The sequence below is a fragment of the Thiohalorhabdus sp. genome, from assembly GCF_046545655.1.
Classification (GTDB): Bacteria; Pseudomonadota; Gammaproteobacteria; order Thiohalorhabdales; family Thiohalorhabdaceae; genus Thiohalorhabdus.
Window position 1 is genome coordinate 1 of the sequence record NZ_JBKGZG010000050.1, and the last position, 15,804, is coordinate 15,804.

Annotated in this window: 13 protein-coding genes; 5 read left to right on the forward strand and 8 right to left on the reverse strand. The window is 67.5% G+C overall.

The genetic code is table 11. The features are described from left to right. Nucleotides 1-278 precede the first annotated feature (278 nt). From ACLFRB_RS10400 to ACLFRB_RS10430, 7 genes are all read right to left on the reverse strand, one after another. Nucleotides 279-1,799, reverse strand: coding sequence for a sulfurtransferase (locus ACLFRB_RS10400; RefSeq protein WP_411068945.1), 1,521 nt, complete (start codon nt 1,797-1,799; stop codon nt 279-281). Nucleotides 1,800-2,199: 400 nt separating this feature from the next. Then, nucleotides 2,200-2,388 (reverse strand): hypothetical protein, encoded by a 189-nt coding sequence (locus ACLFRB_RS10405; protein WP_411068946.1) that lies wholly within the window; start codon nt 2,386-2,388, stop codon nt 2,200-2,202. A 27-nt stretch (nt 2,389-2,415) separates the two neighbouring features. Then, nucleotides 2,416-2,694: a hypothetical protein gene (locus tag ACLFRB_RS10410; protein WP_411068947.1), complete on the reverse strand. Its 279-nt coding sequence runs from the start codon at nt 2,692-2,694 to the stop codon at nt 2,416-2,418. 79 nt (nt 2,695-2,773) lie between these two features. After that, a complete protein-coding gene (locus tag ACLFRB_RS10415) occupies nt 2,774-3,073 on the reverse strand; it encodes a hypothetical protein (protein ID WP_411068948.1) in 300 nt (99 codons plus the stop codon). A gap of 146 nt (nt 3,074-3,219) precedes the next feature. After that, complete coding sequence (locus ACLFRB_RS10420; RefSeq protein ID WP_411068949.1) at nt 3,220-3,471, reverse strand: sulfurtransferase TusA family protein; 252 nt, start codon at nt 3,469-3,471, stop codon at nt 3,220-3,222. A 59-nt stretch (nt 3,472-3,530) separates the two neighbouring features. Continuing rightward, a complete protein-coding gene (locus ACLFRB_RS10425; protein WP_411068950.1) occupies nt 3,531-5,003 on the reverse strand; it encodes a YeeE/YedE family protein in 1,473 nt (490 codons plus the stop codon). Between the two features lie 490 nt (nt 5,004-5,493). Further along, nucleotides 5,494-6,156 carry a type 1 glutamine amidotransferase domain-containing protein gene (locus tag ACLFRB_RS10430; protein WP_411068951.1) on the reverse strand — a complete coding sequence of 221 codons (663 nt, stop codon included), beginning with the start codon at nt 6,154-6,156 and terminating at the stop codon, nt 5,494-5,496. Nucleotides 6,157-6,345: 189 nt separating this feature from the next. On the opposite strand from ACLFRB_RS10430, the gene dinG reads away from it, so the two are divergent. The 3 genes from dinG to ACLFRB_RS10445 all read left to right on the forward strand — a co-directional run bounded on the left by dinG (nt 6,346) and on the right by ACLFRB_RS10445 (nt 12,050). Next, nucleotides 6,346-8,457 carry an ATP-dependent DNA helicase DinG gene (dinG, locus tag ACLFRB_RS10435; protein WP_411068952.1) on the forward strand — a complete coding sequence of 704 codons (2,112 nt, stop codon included), beginning with the start codon at nt 6,346-6,348 and terminating at the stop codon, nt 8,455-8,457. A gap of 468 nt (nt 8,458-8,925) precedes the next feature. Beyond that, a complete protein-coding gene (locus ACLFRB_RS10440) occupies nt 8,926-10,407 on the forward strand; it encodes a hypothetical protein (protein WP_411068953.1) in 1,482 nt (493 codons plus the stop codon). A gap of 365 nt (nt 10,408-10,772) precedes the next feature. Beyond that, nucleotides 10,773-12,050 carry a hypothetical protein gene (locus tag ACLFRB_RS10445; RefSeq protein ID WP_411068954.1) on the forward strand — a complete coding sequence of 426 codons (1,278 nt, stop codon included), beginning with the start codon at nt 10,773-10,775 and terminating at the stop codon, nt 12,048-12,050. A gap of 135 nt (nt 12,051-12,185) precedes the next feature. On the opposite strand, the gene ACLFRB_RS10450 is transcribed toward ACLFRB_RS10445, so the two are convergent. Next, the gene (locus ACLFRB_RS10450) at nt 12,186-12,881 is read right to left on the reverse strand and encodes an SOS response-associated peptidase (RefSeq protein ID WP_411068955.1); all 696 of its coding nucleotides are present in this window, start codon (nt 12,879-12,881) and stop codon (nt 12,186-12,188) included. Between the two features lie 313 nt (nt 12,882-13,194). On the opposite strand from ACLFRB_RS10450, the gene ACLFRB_RS10455 reads away from it, so the two are divergent. Both ACLFRB_RS10455 and ACLFRB_RS10460 read left to right on the forward strand, forming a co-directional pair. Continuing rightward, nucleotides 13,195-14,787, forward strand: coding sequence for a PAS domain S-box protein (locus ACLFRB_RS10455; protein ID WP_411068956.1), 1,593 nt, complete (start codon nt 13,195-13,197; stop codon nt 14,785-14,787). Between the two features lie 98 nt (nt 14,788-14,885). Beyond that, entirely contained in the window at nt 14,886-15,422 is a 537-nt protein-coding gene (locus ACLFRB_RS10460) for a GlcG/HbpS family heme-binding protein (RefSeq protein WP_411068957.1), read from the forward strand. The last annotated feature ends 382 nt before the right edge of the window (nt 15,423-15,804 follow it).

Consider the following 15,804-nt stretch of genomic DNA (forward strand, 5'->3'; position numbering starts at 1 on the left):
CTCCTACAGCAGGCTTCTCCTACAGCGGGCTCCCTCCCCAGGGGGGTCTCCACCTAGCGGCCACCCCGCCCCACCGCAGCCTATCACCCACCAACAAGACCGGGAGTGAGGTCACCCTACCCGAGGAAGCCGTGGGAGGGGTCCGCGACCCCGACCCGTTGCTTGGGCTCAATGCCATCGCCGTCCCGGACCGCTCCTACGGGCCTCTTTCGGCAACAGCAAAAGAGCCCCGGCCACCGCAGTGGCCGGGGCTCCGCTCGCCGCGGGAGGAAGAACGCTCAGCCGCAGCCCTGCTCGGGAACGTCCACGTCGTCGTCATCGTCCGAGGAGCCATCGGAATCATCCGCGTCCGGATCGTAGCTGATCCAGCGGCTGGCCTCGGGGATGTCCGCCCGCCAGGGGGAGTCCGACGCCAGGTTGTAGGTGCCTTCCTTGTTCTCGTGGTAGGCCATCTGCCCCCACTGGGTCCACGCGCCGTCGTAGAAGCGGGTGGGCTTGCCCAGCACCACGCCGCTGGCGATGCCGGTGATCATAGCGCGGTAGGTGGTCACGCAGTACGTGTAGACGGTCTGGCCGTCCTCGTAGCCGAGGCTGTCCAGCTTATCCTGGAGGGAATCCTTGTCCAGGTACCGCCAGCCCTCGTCGGCCACCAGCAGTTGGTCGTAGGGCAGGTTCTCGGCCCCGCGCACATGGCCCTCGAAGGCGTAGCCGCGGCCCTGGTTCTCCAGGCCGTAGTACTCCTCGGGGGAGCGGGCGTCCCAAATGAGATTTTCGGTGGTATTAGCCTTGGCCACATCCAGCATGTCCTCATAGCTGGCCATGAGGTCCATGTTGGCCTCGGGCAGATCCGCGGCGGCCGTAACTTCGGAAAGATCCACGGAACCATCGGCAATGTCCGGGTTGTAGTGCCCGGTCACCACATCAGCGGGGTCCGTATCGATCTGGACATGATCAGTGTCGGTGAGCGGCCCTTCATCTGTGTTCCACTGGGCCCCACCATTTAGTAGGGCCAGATGATCGGCCGGCGCGCCCCAGTAACGCAACGCGTACCACAGGCGGCCCATCTGCATATTGGGGGGGCCACCGCCCTCACCCATGGCCACCACCACCATATCCTCGGTGGGATCGACGTCGTACTTGGCCATGAGATCGTTCATGGAGGATTCGCTCAGCACCATGGACACGGAGTCGATGGCCCCGTTGTTGCGGGTCTCGCTCACTTCGCCCCCGCTTACCACATAAGTGCGGACGTTCTCTCCGTCAGTATTACCGGTGTCCTCCTGGAAATAGATCCCACCCCCGGTCCAGGTGCCGTCGTCGTCGTAGTCGCCGCCGTCATTGACCTCCAGGATTACCAGATCGCCGGCGATCGGATTCCCTTCGCTATCGTTGGGCTTGTTGTTGGCCCATTCATCCATCCAGTCGGCCAGGGTTCCGGCCGTGATCAGCCCGTTGGTGTTGTTGCTGTAATCGGGATCGTCGGACCCGTGATCCTCCGCGATCTCCGCCGGGGACTGCAGCTCCGCCTCACTATCGGCTTCCTGCTTAACCGCAAAGTCTTCATCCGGGATCACCGAGGCGCTGTCGGCGTAGGAGTCCACCCCCGAAGGCCGCTCCACGGTGGACGGGTCGTTGTAGTTGACCGGATCCGAGGTGCCCGTCATGTACTCGGTGACGGTCTTGTTGTCCGCTTCGTCGCCGCAGCCGCTCAGGGCGAGGACGCCCGCCACCGTCAGCGCGCCCGCCCGCACTCCGGCCCCGCGGAGCCTGGAAATGGCCGGTTTGGTGTGTGAAGCCATCGCGTTTCCCCCTCATGGCTTGTCGGTTTCCGGGCCGAGGATTGAAATTGTGCCCGATCCCCTCCTTGCAGGGGGCGTGCCAAACACAAAAACCACATAAATTCATAACACTAAAAAGATTTCCCCGTAAGGACCCGGATTGCAGAACCAAGCCGGGGGCAGAGAATCTTGCCAAATGCAATACGGACATTCCGGGCGGTCCGATACAGTGTGAATGGTTTCAGATTCGCCCGCTGAAGCGGGCTCCTACGGGTAGCGGCAATGGGTTGTAGGAGCCCACTTCAGTGGGCGATTGGTCGACCTGCTAAAGCAGGTTTCTTTCGCCAGACCGAAAAACAAAAAAGCCGCCCGAAGGCGGCTTCGCTTCCCAAAGGGCATGGCTGCCCCGCTTCTCAGCTCCCTACCAGCAGAAAACCCGGTCCGCCTCGGTCAGGGCGCTGTACAGCTCAGCGTCGAACTCCTGGGGGCGGGCCTCGCGCTCGGCGAGGCAGACCGTGCGACAGGAGTGGATGTCGTCCAGGGCGTCGAGGACGCTGTTCACCCCCTCGCTGAGGTCCTCCCGCCTGCGGACCACGTGCAGGATCTCCATGGTGGGCCTCCTTCCGTTTCCCGTGACCTACAGGGCCAGAACCGCGTCGTAGCCGGGCAGCCGCTCCGCCAGGGCGGCGGGCGACACGCTCCCGCCGGGGCCTTCCTGGCCGGGCACGGCGGAGATCGGCTCCACGTCGGCGAACTCCAGCACCTCCATCTGCTCCTCCACGGCCGGCGTATCGGCCAGCGGCTCGTCGAGGACATAGACGTCCACCGCGTGATCGGTCAGCGTCATGCCCCCGGCCACCCGGAGGGCCTCCGCCTGGTTGTGACGGACCAGAACCGCTACCTGCTTTTCCGTCATGCGCTCCTCCTTGCGCGGGCCCGACGGCCCGGGCTGGCTCCCTTGTTCTCGCGCCGGCCCCGGAGGGCCGGTGCCTTCCTCAAAGCACCAGGACCTTCTCGGCCCACCCCATCATCAGGGCGTTCTGATACTGGCTCGCGTACTGGTAGCCCGGCAGGGGCTCCCCCAGACCGAAGCGCTCCCAGCTGTGCTCGCAGACGGTAACCCCGGCGCCCGCCTCCTCGGCGGCGGCCCGGAAGTCCGGGTCCTGCAGCACCTTCACCCCGGCGTCAGTGAGGAAGCAGGCCGCCTCCGCCCCGTGGGCCGCCGCCTGCCGCAGCAGGCCGCTGGCGCAGTCGGGGAATTCGTCCGTGGCCACCAGGACTCCGATCTTGCTCAAGGTGTTTCCTCCCCTTTGCCGCGCGGGTCCCAGCCGCGCGGTTGGCTGGCTAAAAGTTGGCTACCCAGACGGAATAGCCGATGAACACGAGACAGACTGCCCAGATCGCCACCAAAGGCCGGTTCATGGCTGGCATTCCCCCTCTCCTACAGTTTCTTGATCTTCCAGCAGAAGCTTCCGCCGCTGTCCTGCTTCTCCAGCAGCTCGTTGCCCTCCGACTCGCACATGGACTCGATGGACTCCCCCGAGGAGGGGTTGTCGAAGATCAGGGCCAGGATCTCCCCCGAGCCCATCTTGCCCAGGGCCTTCTTGGTGTACATCTGCGGGTGGGGGCAGACGTAGCCCGTGACGTCCAGCTGGTATTCGCCTTCGCCGGTCTTCTCGAACTTCACCGCCATGATCGTTCTCCTCTCGATTCGTAGGGCCGGCCCGGGGCCGGGCCGGCCGTCTCCGCCCGTTACAGGTCGAAGTCCATCTCCTTGGCCGCCTTGCGCTCCACCCACCAGTTGAAGACCTTCACCGCGGCGTAGGCGCCGATGGCCATGCCGGCCAGGAAGATCCAGCCGGTGAGGTCGCCGTTGGTGACGCTGGCGAAGAAGGCGCCGATGTTGCAGCCCATGGCCAGGCGGGCGCCGATGCCCATGAGCGTGCCGCCCACCAGGGCGAAGATGGCCGTCTCCAGGTTGGGCTTCTTCCATTTGAACTCCCGGTTGACCAGGGCAATCATCATGGCCCCCAGGATGATGCCGATGGACATGAGCAGCGGGGCGTTCAGGAGCGGGTTGGGCAGGCCGTTCTCCAGGCCAAAGTAGATGTTGTCCATGTAGTTGAAGCCCATCCGCTCCATCACCCAGCCGCCCAGCTGGGCCTCCTGCGTGGTGATGTACCAGTAGCCCGGATCGAACACCGTGTTCTGGATGGACAGGCCGGTGTCGTAGCCCATGCGGCCCATGAGCTCGCCGAAGTTGAAGATGTCGTACTTCTCGCGCAGACCGCCGATCACCCACATCTGCAGGCCGGCGAAGACGCCCAGCCCGAGCCCGGCCAGGGCCGTCTTCTTGGAAGAGGTGAGCAGGGCCCAGATGCCGCGCAGCTCGTTGCGCAGGCCCACGGGCCCCTCGGTAAGGCCCGCGCGCCGCAGGTAGCCCTTGCGGAAGTAGAAGGCGTAGAGCACCAGGACGATGGCCAGGGCGGGCAGGATGGCGCCCAGCAGGGCGTTGCCCAGGAAGGCCCCGGCCACGGTGCCCTCCATGCCCAGCATGCCGGCCACCGTGCCGCCGGAAAGCTCCCAGATGTAGCCGGCCGTGAACTGGTCGAACCAGCCCTCGGTCACCGACAGCGACTCGGGCATTCCCGCGTCCGCGGCCTTCTCCGTCCAGGACTCGGGCACCAGGCCGTCGGTCCAGGTGCCGGTGGCCACGAACCAGGCCTGGGAGAAGGAGATGGCCACCAGCACCAGCATGGAGCCGCCGTTGCCCTCCCCCGCCTTGTAGAGGGAGCCCGAGGCGCAACCGCCGGTGAAGACGATGCCGAAGCCGAAGATGGCCGCCCCGATGAGGATGTGCCAGCCCAGGGGATGCGGACTGAAGGGGCTGATGCCGGCGGCGGTCACCGCGGCCGCCGTAAGCGAGTACAGCACCACCGCGATCATCACCCCCACCGCCATGCGGGGCACGTTCATGCTGAACAGATCCCGCACCGCCGAGGCCATGCAGAACCGGCCGTACTGCAGGAGGATGCCGTACACCAGGCCGAACCAGAGGTAGGAGATCAGGTAGATCCAGCGCTGATCCACGGACAGGGCCCACATGGAGGCAACCACCGCCACCCCGAGCACCCCCAGGGCGTAGAGGGCGCCCCGGTTCTCCTGCTCCTTCGCGACCTGGGCGCCCGCCTCCGCCGACGCGCCCGCGTTCGTTCCGTTCGCCATTTCCTCTCCCCTTGTAAACCGGCAGAACCGCGTGCCGAGGACATCGTGAACCGGATTTTCGCCCTCCATTAAGCAGGCTCCGTGCCAATCATTCATTACCTTGTTTTGTAATTATTTTTGGCCACGATAACCCTTCCCGCGCCATCGCAAATTTCACTGCCCCCCACTTACGCCGGGGAGCCGGCTGAAATTTGCAACGCGGGTGGCGAGAGGCCATGGCCGTGCGGTGCGCGGAGGTGGTAGTCACCAACCACGACGGGTGCTGGGGTACCCGGCCCTTGGCGAGAGGGCTGGGGGTGTGGGGCTGGGGGCGGTGGGGTGTCGGAATGGCAGGGGGTGGAGGGGACCGCGGTGAGGCGGCTCACTGGTCGCGGCGAGGCCACCGCTCCTACAACGGCCACGGGGCTGGTGGGGGCGGCCCCGGCCGCGACCAGCCAGCCAGGGTGCCGCGACAGGTGAGCCGCCCCGAGAGCAGCGGCCGGGGGAACCTTCAGGAGGCCAGCGCCTCCATCACCCTTTGGGCGGCGTGGCGGCTCGACTGCGGGTTCTGCCCCGTGATCAGGTTGCCGTCCACCTCCACGTGGTCCTCCCAGTTGTCGGCGGCCACCACCTTGCCGCCGGCCTCCCGCAGGCGGCTCTCGAGGAGAAAGGGCATCAGGGCCTTCAGCTGAACGGCCTCCTCCTCGCCGTTGGTGAAGGCGGTCAGGGTATGGCCTTCCACGATGGGACGGCCATCGGGCCCGTTGGCGTGCACCAGGGCGGCCGGGCCGTGACAGACCCCGGAGATGACCTTGTTGTCGGCGTTCATGCGCTCGATGATCCCGATCAGCTCCTGGTTCTCCGGGAAATCGAACATGGTGCCGTGCCCACCGGGCAGGAAGATGGCGTCGAAGTCCTCCTGCGCCACCTCCGCCAGAGGCTGGGTGGCCTGGATCACCGGCCAGGCCTCGTCACCGCTGGTGTCCTCCGGGGCGCTGCGCGGATCGATGGGCGCCGGGCCGCCCCTAGGACTGGCCACCACCACCTCCGCCCCCTGGTCGCGGAAGAGGCGGTACGGGACGGCGAACTCCTCGTACCAGAGCCCGGTGGCGTGCTCCTCGTCGATGCGGTCATGGCTGGTAACCACCATCAGGATCCTGGGTGGGTTGTTCATGGCGGAACCTCCCTGCGGAAGAAGAGCGCTTTTTGTCGTTATCACCCGCCCACACTGGCTTTGCAACGTCCTTCGGGTTCAGCCCGTGCCCCGCCGGGATTCGCCCGGATGCGCTCCGCCTTGGACCTGGACCCTCGACAGGCGGGTTAGAATGAGGCCCTCGAACGCAACCCGGAAGCCTCGGCCCCCATGCCCACCGAAGAAGCCAAGACCCGAATCCGCGCCGCCTTCGAGCGCATCAAGCAGACTCTGCCGGAGTTCCGGGACCGCAAGGTGCAGCGGTGGATGATCGCGGAGGTGGGGCGGACCCTCTCGGCGGAGGACGACGGGCCGGGCATCCTCGCCCTGGAGGCGGGCACGGGAACGGGCAAATCCCTGGGCTACCTGCTGCCGGGGACCGTGGTGGCCCAGGAGGAGGAGCGGACCCTGGTGGTCTCCACCGGCACGGTGGCCCTCCAGGAGCAGCTGCTGCACAAGGACCTGCCGCTGGTGGCCCAATACGGGGGGCTGGAATTCCGCTCCCAGCTGGCCAAGGGCCGCGGGCGCTACGCCTGCATCCGCGACCTGGAGCGGGCGGCGGTGGACGACGCCGGCGACCAGATGGCCCTGGACAGCGCCGTCTGGGCGCAGCGGCCCTCCGAGGCGGACGCGGAGGCGGTGGCCGCCATGCACCGCGCTTGGAGCGCCGACGACTGGGACGGCGACCTGGACGCCTGGCCCGACGCCCTATCCGGAACCGTGCGCTCCCTGGTGACCACCAACCGCCACGGCTGCACGGGCGGCGCCTGCGCCCACCGCGAGCACTGCCCCTACTACCGCGACCGCGACCGGGTGTGGGGCGCGGACGTGGTGGTCACCAACCACAACCTGGTGCTCGCGGACCTGGCGCTGGGCGGCGGGGTGGTGCTGCCGCCGCCGGAGAAGTGCCTGTACGTCTTCGACGAGGGCCACCACCTGCCCGGCCGGGCGGTGGACCAGTTCCACGCCGCCGCCGGCTGCCAATCGGCGCGCTCCTGGGTGGCGGATCTCCCCAAGGCGGTGACCGAGGTCACCGCGGCCCTGGGCGACGAGGCGGACCTCTCGGAGCTGGCCGGCAGCGTCCAGGAGCGCGCCGAGGGCCTGGACGCCCTGCTCCAGGAGGCCCGCCAGACCCTCGCCGCCAACTGGCCGGCGGAGGCGTCCGAGGGGGAATGGCGCTTCCCCCGCGGTGAGGTGCCCGAGGACCTGCGGGCCCTGGCTGGCCGCGTGGCCGGCCCGGCGCGGGAGCTGGCGGCTCGCTTTCGGGAGCTGGGCAACAAGGCGGACAAGGCCCTGGAGGAGGCGAAATCCCAGAAGGACGAGGCCAGGCAGGACGCCCTGAACAAGGCCCTGCCGCGGCTGGGCATGGCCCGGGAGCGCTGCGAGAACCTGGAGGCGGCCTGGTCCGGCTTCGCCGAGCCCGACCCCGAAGGCCGCCCGCCGCTGGCCCGCTGGGTGGAGGCGGTGCCCGAGCAGCAGGGCGACGGCGGCGACTACCGCGTCTCCGTCTCCCCCATCTCCGCCGCCGACGAGCTGCGCGAGAGCCTCTGGGACCGCTGCGCCGGGGCCCTGATCACCAGCGCCACCCTCACCTCCCTCGGCCGCTTCGACCGCCTGCTGGGCCAGCTCGGCCTCGCCGAGGAGGGCCGGGCCAAGTGCCACCGCCTGCCCTCCCCCTTCGACTACAACCGCGCCGCCCTCCACGTGCCCCGGGACCGCCTGCCCGACCCCCGCGACGCCGAGGCCCACACCCGGGCCATCGCCGAGCTGCTCCCCGAGCGCCTCGACCCGGCCCAGGGCAGCCTGGTGCTGTTCACCAGCCGGCGGCAGATGGAGACGGTCTTCGAGCTCCTCCCCGAAGCGTGGAAAGCGCGCACCCGCTGCCAGGGCGCGGTGAGCCGCGAGCGGCTGCTCGCCGACCACGCCGCGGAGATCGAGGCCGGCCGGGGCAGCGTCCTGTTCGGCCTGGCCTCCTTCGCCGAGGGCGTGGACCTGCCGGGCGCCCTGTGCCGGCACGTGGTCATCGCCCGCATTCCCTTTTCCGTGCCCACCACCCCCGTGGAGGCCACCACCCACGAATGGGTGGAATCCCGCGGCGGCAAGCCCTTCTTCGAGATCAGCCTGCCCGACGCCAGCCTGCGCCTGATCCAGGCCGTCGGCCGGCTCATCCGCAGCGAGGACGACTGGGGCACCGTCACCATCCTTGACCCCCGCGTCGTCACCAAGCCCTACGGCCGCGACCTGCTCGACAGCCTGCCGCCCATCCCCCGCCACATACCCTGAGCCCGGGCCGACCGGCCCCCGCAACCGACCTCTTCCCCTGGTTTCCCGAGGGCGCCGGCGTACGGCCCGTCCATCTCCTTAACGCCCCGCCTCCCCAACGCGTCATCCGGCCCGGCGGCCCATCCGTTTGGGTGTCCTGGCCAACCGTCCCCGCCACCGCGGACGGCAAGCCCATTTGTCCCGGGTAAGGTGTCTCCCGGAGTAGCCACAAGCAAAACTTTGATGTGTGGTAGGGAGAAAAACGTGGACAAAAAATTACAGGAAAAACTTCGCACAATATTTATGCATAGGGGATCCCACCAAGACCCCTAAAAAATCAAGTAAAGCACAAAACATGTAAATAAAACTTTACACAAGACGCATCCATACAAGAACAACAGCAACAAACAGCACGGAGCAGGCCGCGCCAATACCCTATGGTGTGGCAAAGCCAGACAATCCGAAAATGGACCGGAAGGAGACAGTTGCATGATAGGACACAAGTTCAGGCCAACCCTGTACCTGCTTGGCCCGCTCCTGGCCACGGCACTGGTGGCCTCCTGCGGGGGCAACGGCAGCAGCGGCGGTAGCAACGATGGGAGCAATGACGACGGCCAAGAGGATAACAACAGCGGGGAGCCCGTTCCCGGCGTGGACATCCTCTCGGGCACCTGGGTCAAGCAGGATCCCGCGGTGGGCGACGAGTTCAATGAGACCGAGGCGGACGCCGAGCTGGAGCCCGAATACCGCCCCTATTCGGGCGTAGAGGCCGGTGACGGGCGCGTCTTCTACTGGGGAGGCGGCCACAAGTCCTACGACGGCAACGACATCGACGCCTACGAGATCGTCGAGAACCGCTGGGACCAGTTGACCAAGGAGGAAAATACCAACGACGTCGTGAGCTGGTACGAACCGGACATGAGCGACGAGGTGAGCCACGCCGAATCCCAGATCGGCTCCACCTGGACAAAGGACTGGCTTGACTCGGACCGGGACCAGAACGACGAGGAGTTCTTCTTCGGCCACGAGCTGAGTCAGGAGGAACGGGAAGTCATCAACGAGATCGCCCAGATCAAATACTCCCAGGGCGGCGGCCATGAGGTGGACATCCTCACTCCCCGGGAGCGGCCCCTGTCGAAGCACTCCTACGACCAGATTGCCTGGTGGCCGGGGCAAGGGTTCTGCCTGCTCAAGCAGCGGCTCTGGTGCTACGACCCGGAGGTGGAGGATGAGGACGGCCCCTGGAACTCCCTGATCCAGGCCCCCTCCGACATCCGCAAGAACATCCACGACTTCCACCCCTGGAACCTTGCTTACGATCCCGAGCTGGACACGCTGGTCAGCTTCTACGCAGCCGGCTATACCGGCGCCTATGTCTACCATCCCCCGGAGACGGAGGACTCCTCGGGCTCCTGGGAGCACCGAGACGTGGTGTTCTCCCGGGATTGCGAGGACGGAAACGAGCCCTGGAGCCAAGTCTATTCGGTGCACAACCCGGATTCCGGCTACCACATCGTCTATGCGGGCCAGAAATGGCAACGCATCAACCTGGCAACCGGAGAGACCAAGGAGATGGCACAGCTCCGGAATCACCCGGACCTGCAGGGCAAGTTGGAGGAGAGCCGTTGCGGTCCGCTGATCCGCTCCTTCTCCATGGAATGGTCGCCCGAGCTGGACAAGGCCCTGGTGCTCATAAGCATCGAGGACCAGCTGCATTTCTGGGCCTACGACCCCGAGGCCAACGCCTGGGAGCGGTTCCAGCTGGAGAACCGGGGTCCGGTGGACGCCCACGCCCAGTGGGACACCCTGGCCCGGGATTCGGATACCGATAAGTACGTCTTCCTGGCCAAGGAGGACGAGGACCCCAACCAGACCCCTGAAACCTGGACCTTCCGCATCGAGACCCCCGAGGAAGAAGGCCAGCAGGACGGCGAGGACGAGGAGGAGGAAGAACAACCGGAAGAGGAGTAGGAGCAGCAATAGCCCTCCCACCGCGAGGGGACGCACCCGAGGGGCCGCCGGCGAAACCGGCGGCCCCCTTCCGTTTCCCGCCGCCCGAACCCCCGTCCGTGGCCTTTCCCGCGGCCCACGCTCCCGCCCTTCGCCTCCCCCCACAGGACCTTCCGCTAAAGGGAATGCACGGTTTTCTAGGCCCCCTTCCCTACGGCTCCGCATATACACGCCCCCGCGTTCACCCCGGCTGGAAAGGGGCGGCCATATCGGGCCCCATTGGCAATGGGGACCAAAAAAGGGTGGATTCCCTTTTGTAAAAAGGATTTACAGAACCCCACCCTGGCCATTCGAGAATTGCGAGGGAGAACGTGCAAGACCGCGAAATGCGTGAGGAATTGGTCCAGTCAAACCATCCGGGGCCCCGGGGCCCGGTGCTGTGGGGAGGGATCCTGCTCACCCTCCTGCTCCTGGCCGCCTGCGGGGCGGACGGGGACTCCGACGACGGGGGAGAAGGCACCGGCGAAATCCCGGCCCCGGGGGAGTCCGGGGACGATTCGGAGGAAGAAGAACCTCCCCAACGGGCCTATACCCCGGACTATCCCGCCGACACCTGGGTCCAGCAGGATCCGGAGGTAAAGGATCCCTGGGAGGGCGACACCCGAGAGCCGGAGTACCGGCCCTACGCCGGAGTGGCGGCCGGCGACGGCCGCGTCTACTACTGGGGCGGCGGCCACAAGACCCACGACGGCAACGACATCGACGCCTACGACGTCCGCGCCAACGAATGGGTCCAGCTCACCGAGGAGGAGGACTGGACCGACGTGGACGACTGGGACCATCTGACCAACCAGGAGAAGCGGGACATCAAGGCTTCCAACAACGCCGGCTGGGAGGTGGACCTCCTCTCGCCGCGGGGCCGGCCCGTGACCAAGCACTCCTATGGCCAGATGGCCTGGTGGCCCGGCCAGGGCTACTGCCTGCTCAAGCAGCGGCTGTGGTGCTACGACCCCGAGAAGGGCGATCAAGACGGTGCCTGGACGGACCTGACCCCCAACCCCTTTGCGGACATCGACGGCTTTAACCCCCTGGAAAGCATTGCCCCCTGGAATCTCGCATACGACCCGAACCTGTTCGGCGGCACCGTGGTGAGCTTCCTGGGCGCCGCCGGGGGACGGGTTATGGCCTATGACCCCGAGGCGCGCGCCTGGGTCACGGTCAATAACCGTTTGAAAGACGGAACCTACACCGAGGTATACAGCGCCTATGATCCGGAGTCCGGGTGGCACATCGTCTCGGCGAACGGACAGTGGCAGATGGTGAATACGGAAGGGGAATCCCGGGAGATGGCCCAGCTTCGGAACAACGGCAGCGTGGTAACCGGCTCCCTTTCCATGGAGTGGGCCCCCGAGCTGGGCAAGGTCCTGGTGATGAAAGGGATCGACGACGAACTGCGGATGTGGACCTACGACCCGGAAACGGATACCTGGTCGGACTTCGAGCTGAAGGGGGAAGGCCCGAACAACGCCCACGCCAAGTGGGACACCCTGGCGCGGGACCCCGAGACCGGGGTGTACGTTCTCCTGGCCAAGGAGGATCAGAGGGCCGACGACGGCGAGATCCCCGAGACCTGGACCTTCTGGCTGTCGGGGGAACGGGAATAGGTCGATGCAGGAGTCCACTTTAGGGGGCGATTCCCACGGCGCTGCGGCGCCGCCCCCCGCTCGCCCACGGAAGTGGGCTCCTACTCGTCGCGGCCACTGGCCGCTCCCACAACCTGAGACATGGTAGCCCGGGCTCTACTCCGCCACCTCCTCCACCAGGTCTGGGCCGTCGTTGCGGGGGTTGTTCACGCGGCGGGACACGGGGTGGGCCTCCATCTCCTCCGCCGGGTACGGACGCAGGAGCCCCTGCAGGGCGTCCGCCTCGCGCACCCCCGGGTCCAGCCACAGGTCACGGTCCCCGGGCCCCAGCACCACCGGCATGCGGTTGTGGATGCGGCCCAGCAGCTCGTTGGGCGCGCCCACGATGATGGTATAGCTCTCCACTACCTCCTGCTGCCCTTCCACCTCCCCTTCCCAGCGCTCCCAGAGCCCGGCGAAGGTCATGGGCTCGCCGCTTTTCAGCCGGATCCAGTAGGGCCGCTTGGGCCCGCCCTCCGCCGCCTGCCATTCGTAGAAGCCATCGGCGGGTACCAGGCAGCGCCGGCGCCGGAAGGCGGCCCGGAAGGCCGGCTTCTCGCCCACCGACTCCGCCCGGGCATTGATCAGGCTGTACCTGGAGCGGGTCTCCCCGGGATCCTTGGCCCAGAAGGGAATCAGCCCCCATTCCAGCCCCACCAGCTCGCGCTCCCCCGGCTCGTCCTCCCGGCAGACCAGCCCCCGCTGGGTGGGGGCCAGATTGTAGGAGCCCTCCCAGGCGCGGTCCCGAATCCGGGCACGCAGGAGCTCGGCGAGATCCTCCTGGGGAGTGAACAGACCGTATCGGCCGCACATGCCGGCACCTCCAGGCGTGCAACGGAAAGTCTCCGGACCGTTCCATCCGGCCTTTAACCCTTTGGAATCGAGGGCAGTTCGGAAGTTCGGTCCCGGACCCCAACGGGCAAAGAAAAGCCCGAATAAGGGGATCCCCTTATTGCCTTCGTGGGGCACCCCCTATATCAGTAGGAATCCTCCAGGCAACAACGCCACGGCGGCGCCTACCTCTCGGAGCCCCTCGGCTGCCCCCAGCCCTTGGACGGGCGAAGAGGGCACCGCCTCCACAGCACGATCGGCGGCACAGCCCCGGCGCAACCGGTGAGGGCAAGCCATGGAAGCCCTCCAGGATTCCTTCTGGTGGACAGCGACGATCTCCGCCTTCGCCGGCCTGCTGCTCGGCGGGCTGGCGGCGTCCGTCTGCCAGCGGATCACCGCCCGCGCCCGGGAGGCCACCGTCGCCCGCGAGCGGGACTTCATCCACATGATGGTGGAGAACATGCCCGGCCTGTTCGGGGTGGTCACGGTGGAGGGGCGCCTGGTGCATTGGAACCGCAACCTGGAGCGCCTCACCGGGCAAAGGGCCAAGGACCTGGAAGGAGCCCGGGCCATCGACCTGTTCCCCGCGGACCAGCGGGGGAAGCTCCAGAACGCCCTGCGCCGCACCCTGCGGGAAGGCCACGGCTCCCTGGAGCTGTCCCTGACGGACCCCGAGGGCAACCGCGTCCCCTACGGCATCGCCTGCCACTTGGTCACCCTCTATGGCAGCCAGTACCTGGTGGGATTCGGCTACGACCTCTCCGCCCGCAAGGCCCTGGAAACCGAACGCGAGCAGCTCACCGAGATCATCGAGGCCGCCCCCGACTTCGTCGGCATCGCCGACCCCCAGGGGCGGATTCTGTACCACAACCCGGCGGCCCGGCGGCTGCTCGGGTCCGCCGAGGGGGAGGAATGGTGGGCCTGGGACAGTCATCCCCCGGAGGAGGCACGCCGCCTGGCCCGCGAGGCCCTCCCCCACGCCGCCGAGCACGGCTCCTGGGAGGGGGAGACGCGGTTCCTGCGCCCCGACGGCACCGAGGTGCCCATGGCCCAGACCATCCTCGCCCACCACGACGAATCGGGGCAGGTGGCCTGGTTCTCCACCATCGCCCGCGACCTCACCAAGCACAAGGAGGCCGAGGGGCTCGCCCGGCGGCACCTCAACGAGCTCGCCCACGCCTCGCGCCTCAGCACCGCCGGCGAGATGGCCACCCAGCTCGCCCACGAGCTCAACCAGCCCCTGGCCGCCATCAGCGCCAACAGCCAGGCCTGCCTCAACTACTTCGACCACCCGGAGCCCGACCTGGACAGGATCCGGGCCATCCTCCAGGACCTGCAGGACCAGTCCCGGCGGGCGGGCCGGATCATCCGGCAGCTGCGCTCTTTCGTGGGGCGGGGCCAGTCCCGCTGGCAGGAGATGGACCTCAACGTGGTGGTGGAGAACGTGCTGAGCCTCGCCCGGCTGGAGACGGAAGGCCGGGGCATCCAGCTGCAGAACGTGCCCGCCCCCGGCCTGCCCCGGCTCCACGGCGATCCGTCCCTGGTGGAGCAGGTGGCCATGAATCTGGTCCGCAACGCCGCCGAAGCCGTGAGCGAGCAGGCGGCCCGAGGCGAAAAGGCCCTCATTCTGGTGACCATCGAGGCGCAAGAGGAAGGCGAAGCCCTGATCTCGGTGCACGACAACGGGCCGGGCCTGTCGGGGACCGAGCTGGACCGGGTCTTCGAGCCCTTCTTCACCTCCAAGCCGCACGGCATGGGCCTGGGCCTGCGCATCAGCCAGTCCATCGTCGAGACCCACGGCGGCAAGCTCTGGGCGGAGACGAACAGCTGGGCCGGCGCCACCTTCCGCTTCACCCTGCCCCGGGACACGCCGTCCCCCCCCGCCTGACGCTCCGCCTCCCGGTGGACAGCCCCCACCCCATGCAGTAAAAATCCGGGGAAACCGCCTTTCAACGCAACACCCTACAACCGGAAAGGGCTGCGCTTATGTCCATTCAACCCCGGAACATCGCCCAGGCGGCCGCCGGCCTCCTGGCCGGCGCCCTCGTCAGCCTGCCCGCCGCCGCGCAGGACGACGCGGGCGACGGAGACTTCATGGAGGTGACCCGCATGTCCATGGAGATCTCCCGCGACATCGCCGAAGGCGCGGTGGAGGCCTGCCGGGAGAAGGGCTACCAGGTCACCGCCGCGGTGGCGGACCGCGAGGGCAACCCGCAGGTGGTCATGCGCGACGTCTACGCCCCGGAGGTGAGCTACCGCATCGCCAAGGAGAAGGCCTTCACCGCCGTCTCCTTCTCCGTGGACACCCACCAGCTGATCCAGGACCGGGAGGACGTCGGCGCCACCCTCAACCACATGGACGACCTGCTGTTCGCCGACGGCGGCCTCATCGTCGAAACCGGCAACGGCCAGCTCGTCGGGGCCGTGGGGGTCAGCGGCGCCCCCGGCGGCGACATCGACCGCGACTGCGCCCAGGCCGGCATCGACGCCGTCAGCGACCGCCTGGAGTTCGCCGGCATGTAAATAGGGGAAGGGGGCCTTGTAGGAACAGGGCCCCCGTAGGAGCCCACTTTAGTGGGCGATGCCCACCGGGTCGCGGTACCCGATCCACCATTCGCCCGCTAAAGCGGGCTCCTACCGCGCCAAGCCCACCTGTGGGAGCGGTCCGCGACCGCTGTTCGCGCCCCGGCCTGTCGCGGCTGATAGCCGCTCCCACAAAAGGCTATTCCCCCAGCGGGCAATAAAGCCCCTGTGGGAGCGGCCAGTGGCCGCGACCGCCTTTTACCCCGCCGGAGCCCCGTAGGAGCCCACTTTAGTGGGCGACGCCCACCGGGTCGCGGGGCCCGATCCGCCATTCGCCCGCTAAAGCGGGCTCCTACCGCGCCAAGCCCACCTGTGGGAGCGG

What these genes read in the sequence shown, in the direction of transcription:
- ACLFRB_RS10425 (WP_411068950.1), bottom strand. Translation starts at nt 5,003, where the DNA reads ATGGCGAACGGAACGAACGCGGGCGCGTCGGCGGAGGCGGGCGCCCAG.
- ACLFRB_RS10410 (WP_411068947.1), bottom strand. Translation starts at nt 2,694, where the DNA reads ATGACGGAAAAGCAGGTAGCGGTTCTGGTCCGTCACAACCAGGCGGAG.
- ACLFRB_RS10455 (WP_411068956.1), top strand. Translation starts at nt 13,195, where the DNA reads ATGGAAGCCCTCCAGGATTCCTTCTGGTGGACAGCGACGATCTCCGCC.
- ACLFRB_RS10450 (WP_411068955.1), bottom strand. Translation starts at nt 12,881, where the DNA reads ATGTGCGGCCGATACGGTCTGTTCACTCCCCAGGAGGATCTCGCCGAG.
- ACLFRB_RS10405 (WP_411068946.1), bottom strand. Translation starts at nt 2,388, where the DNA reads ATGGAGATCCTGCACGTGGTCCGCAGGCGGGAGGACCTCAGCGAGGGG.
- dinG (WP_411068952.1), top strand. Translation starts at nt 6,346, where the DNA reads ATGCCCACCGAAGAAGCCAAGACCCGAATCCGCGCCGCCTTCGAGCGC.
- ACLFRB_RS10400 (WP_411068945.1), bottom strand. Translation starts at nt 1,799, where the DNA reads ATGGCTTCACACACCAAACCGGCCATTTCCAGGCTCCGCGGGGCCGGA.
- ACLFRB_RS10440 (WP_411068953.1), top strand. Translation starts at nt 8,926, where the DNA reads ATGATAGGACACAAGTTCAGGCCAACCCTGTACCTGCTTGGCCCGCTC.
- ACLFRB_RS10460 (WP_411068957.1), top strand. Translation starts at nt 14,886, where the DNA reads ATGTCCATTCAACCCCGGAACATCGCCCAGGCGGCCGCCGGCCTCCTG.
- ACLFRB_RS10420 (WP_411068949.1), bottom strand. Translation starts at nt 3,471, where the DNA reads ATGGCGGTGAAGTTCGAGAAGACCGGCGAAGGCGAATACCAGCTGGAC.
- ACLFRB_RS10430 (WP_411068951.1), bottom strand. Translation starts at nt 6,156, where the DNA reads ATGAACAACCCACCCAGGATCCTGATGGTGGTTACCAGCCATGACCGC.
- ACLFRB_RS10445 (WP_411068954.1), top strand. Translation starts at nt 10,773, where the DNA reads ATGCGTGAGGAATTGGTCCAGTCAAACCATCCGGGGCCCCGGGGCCCG.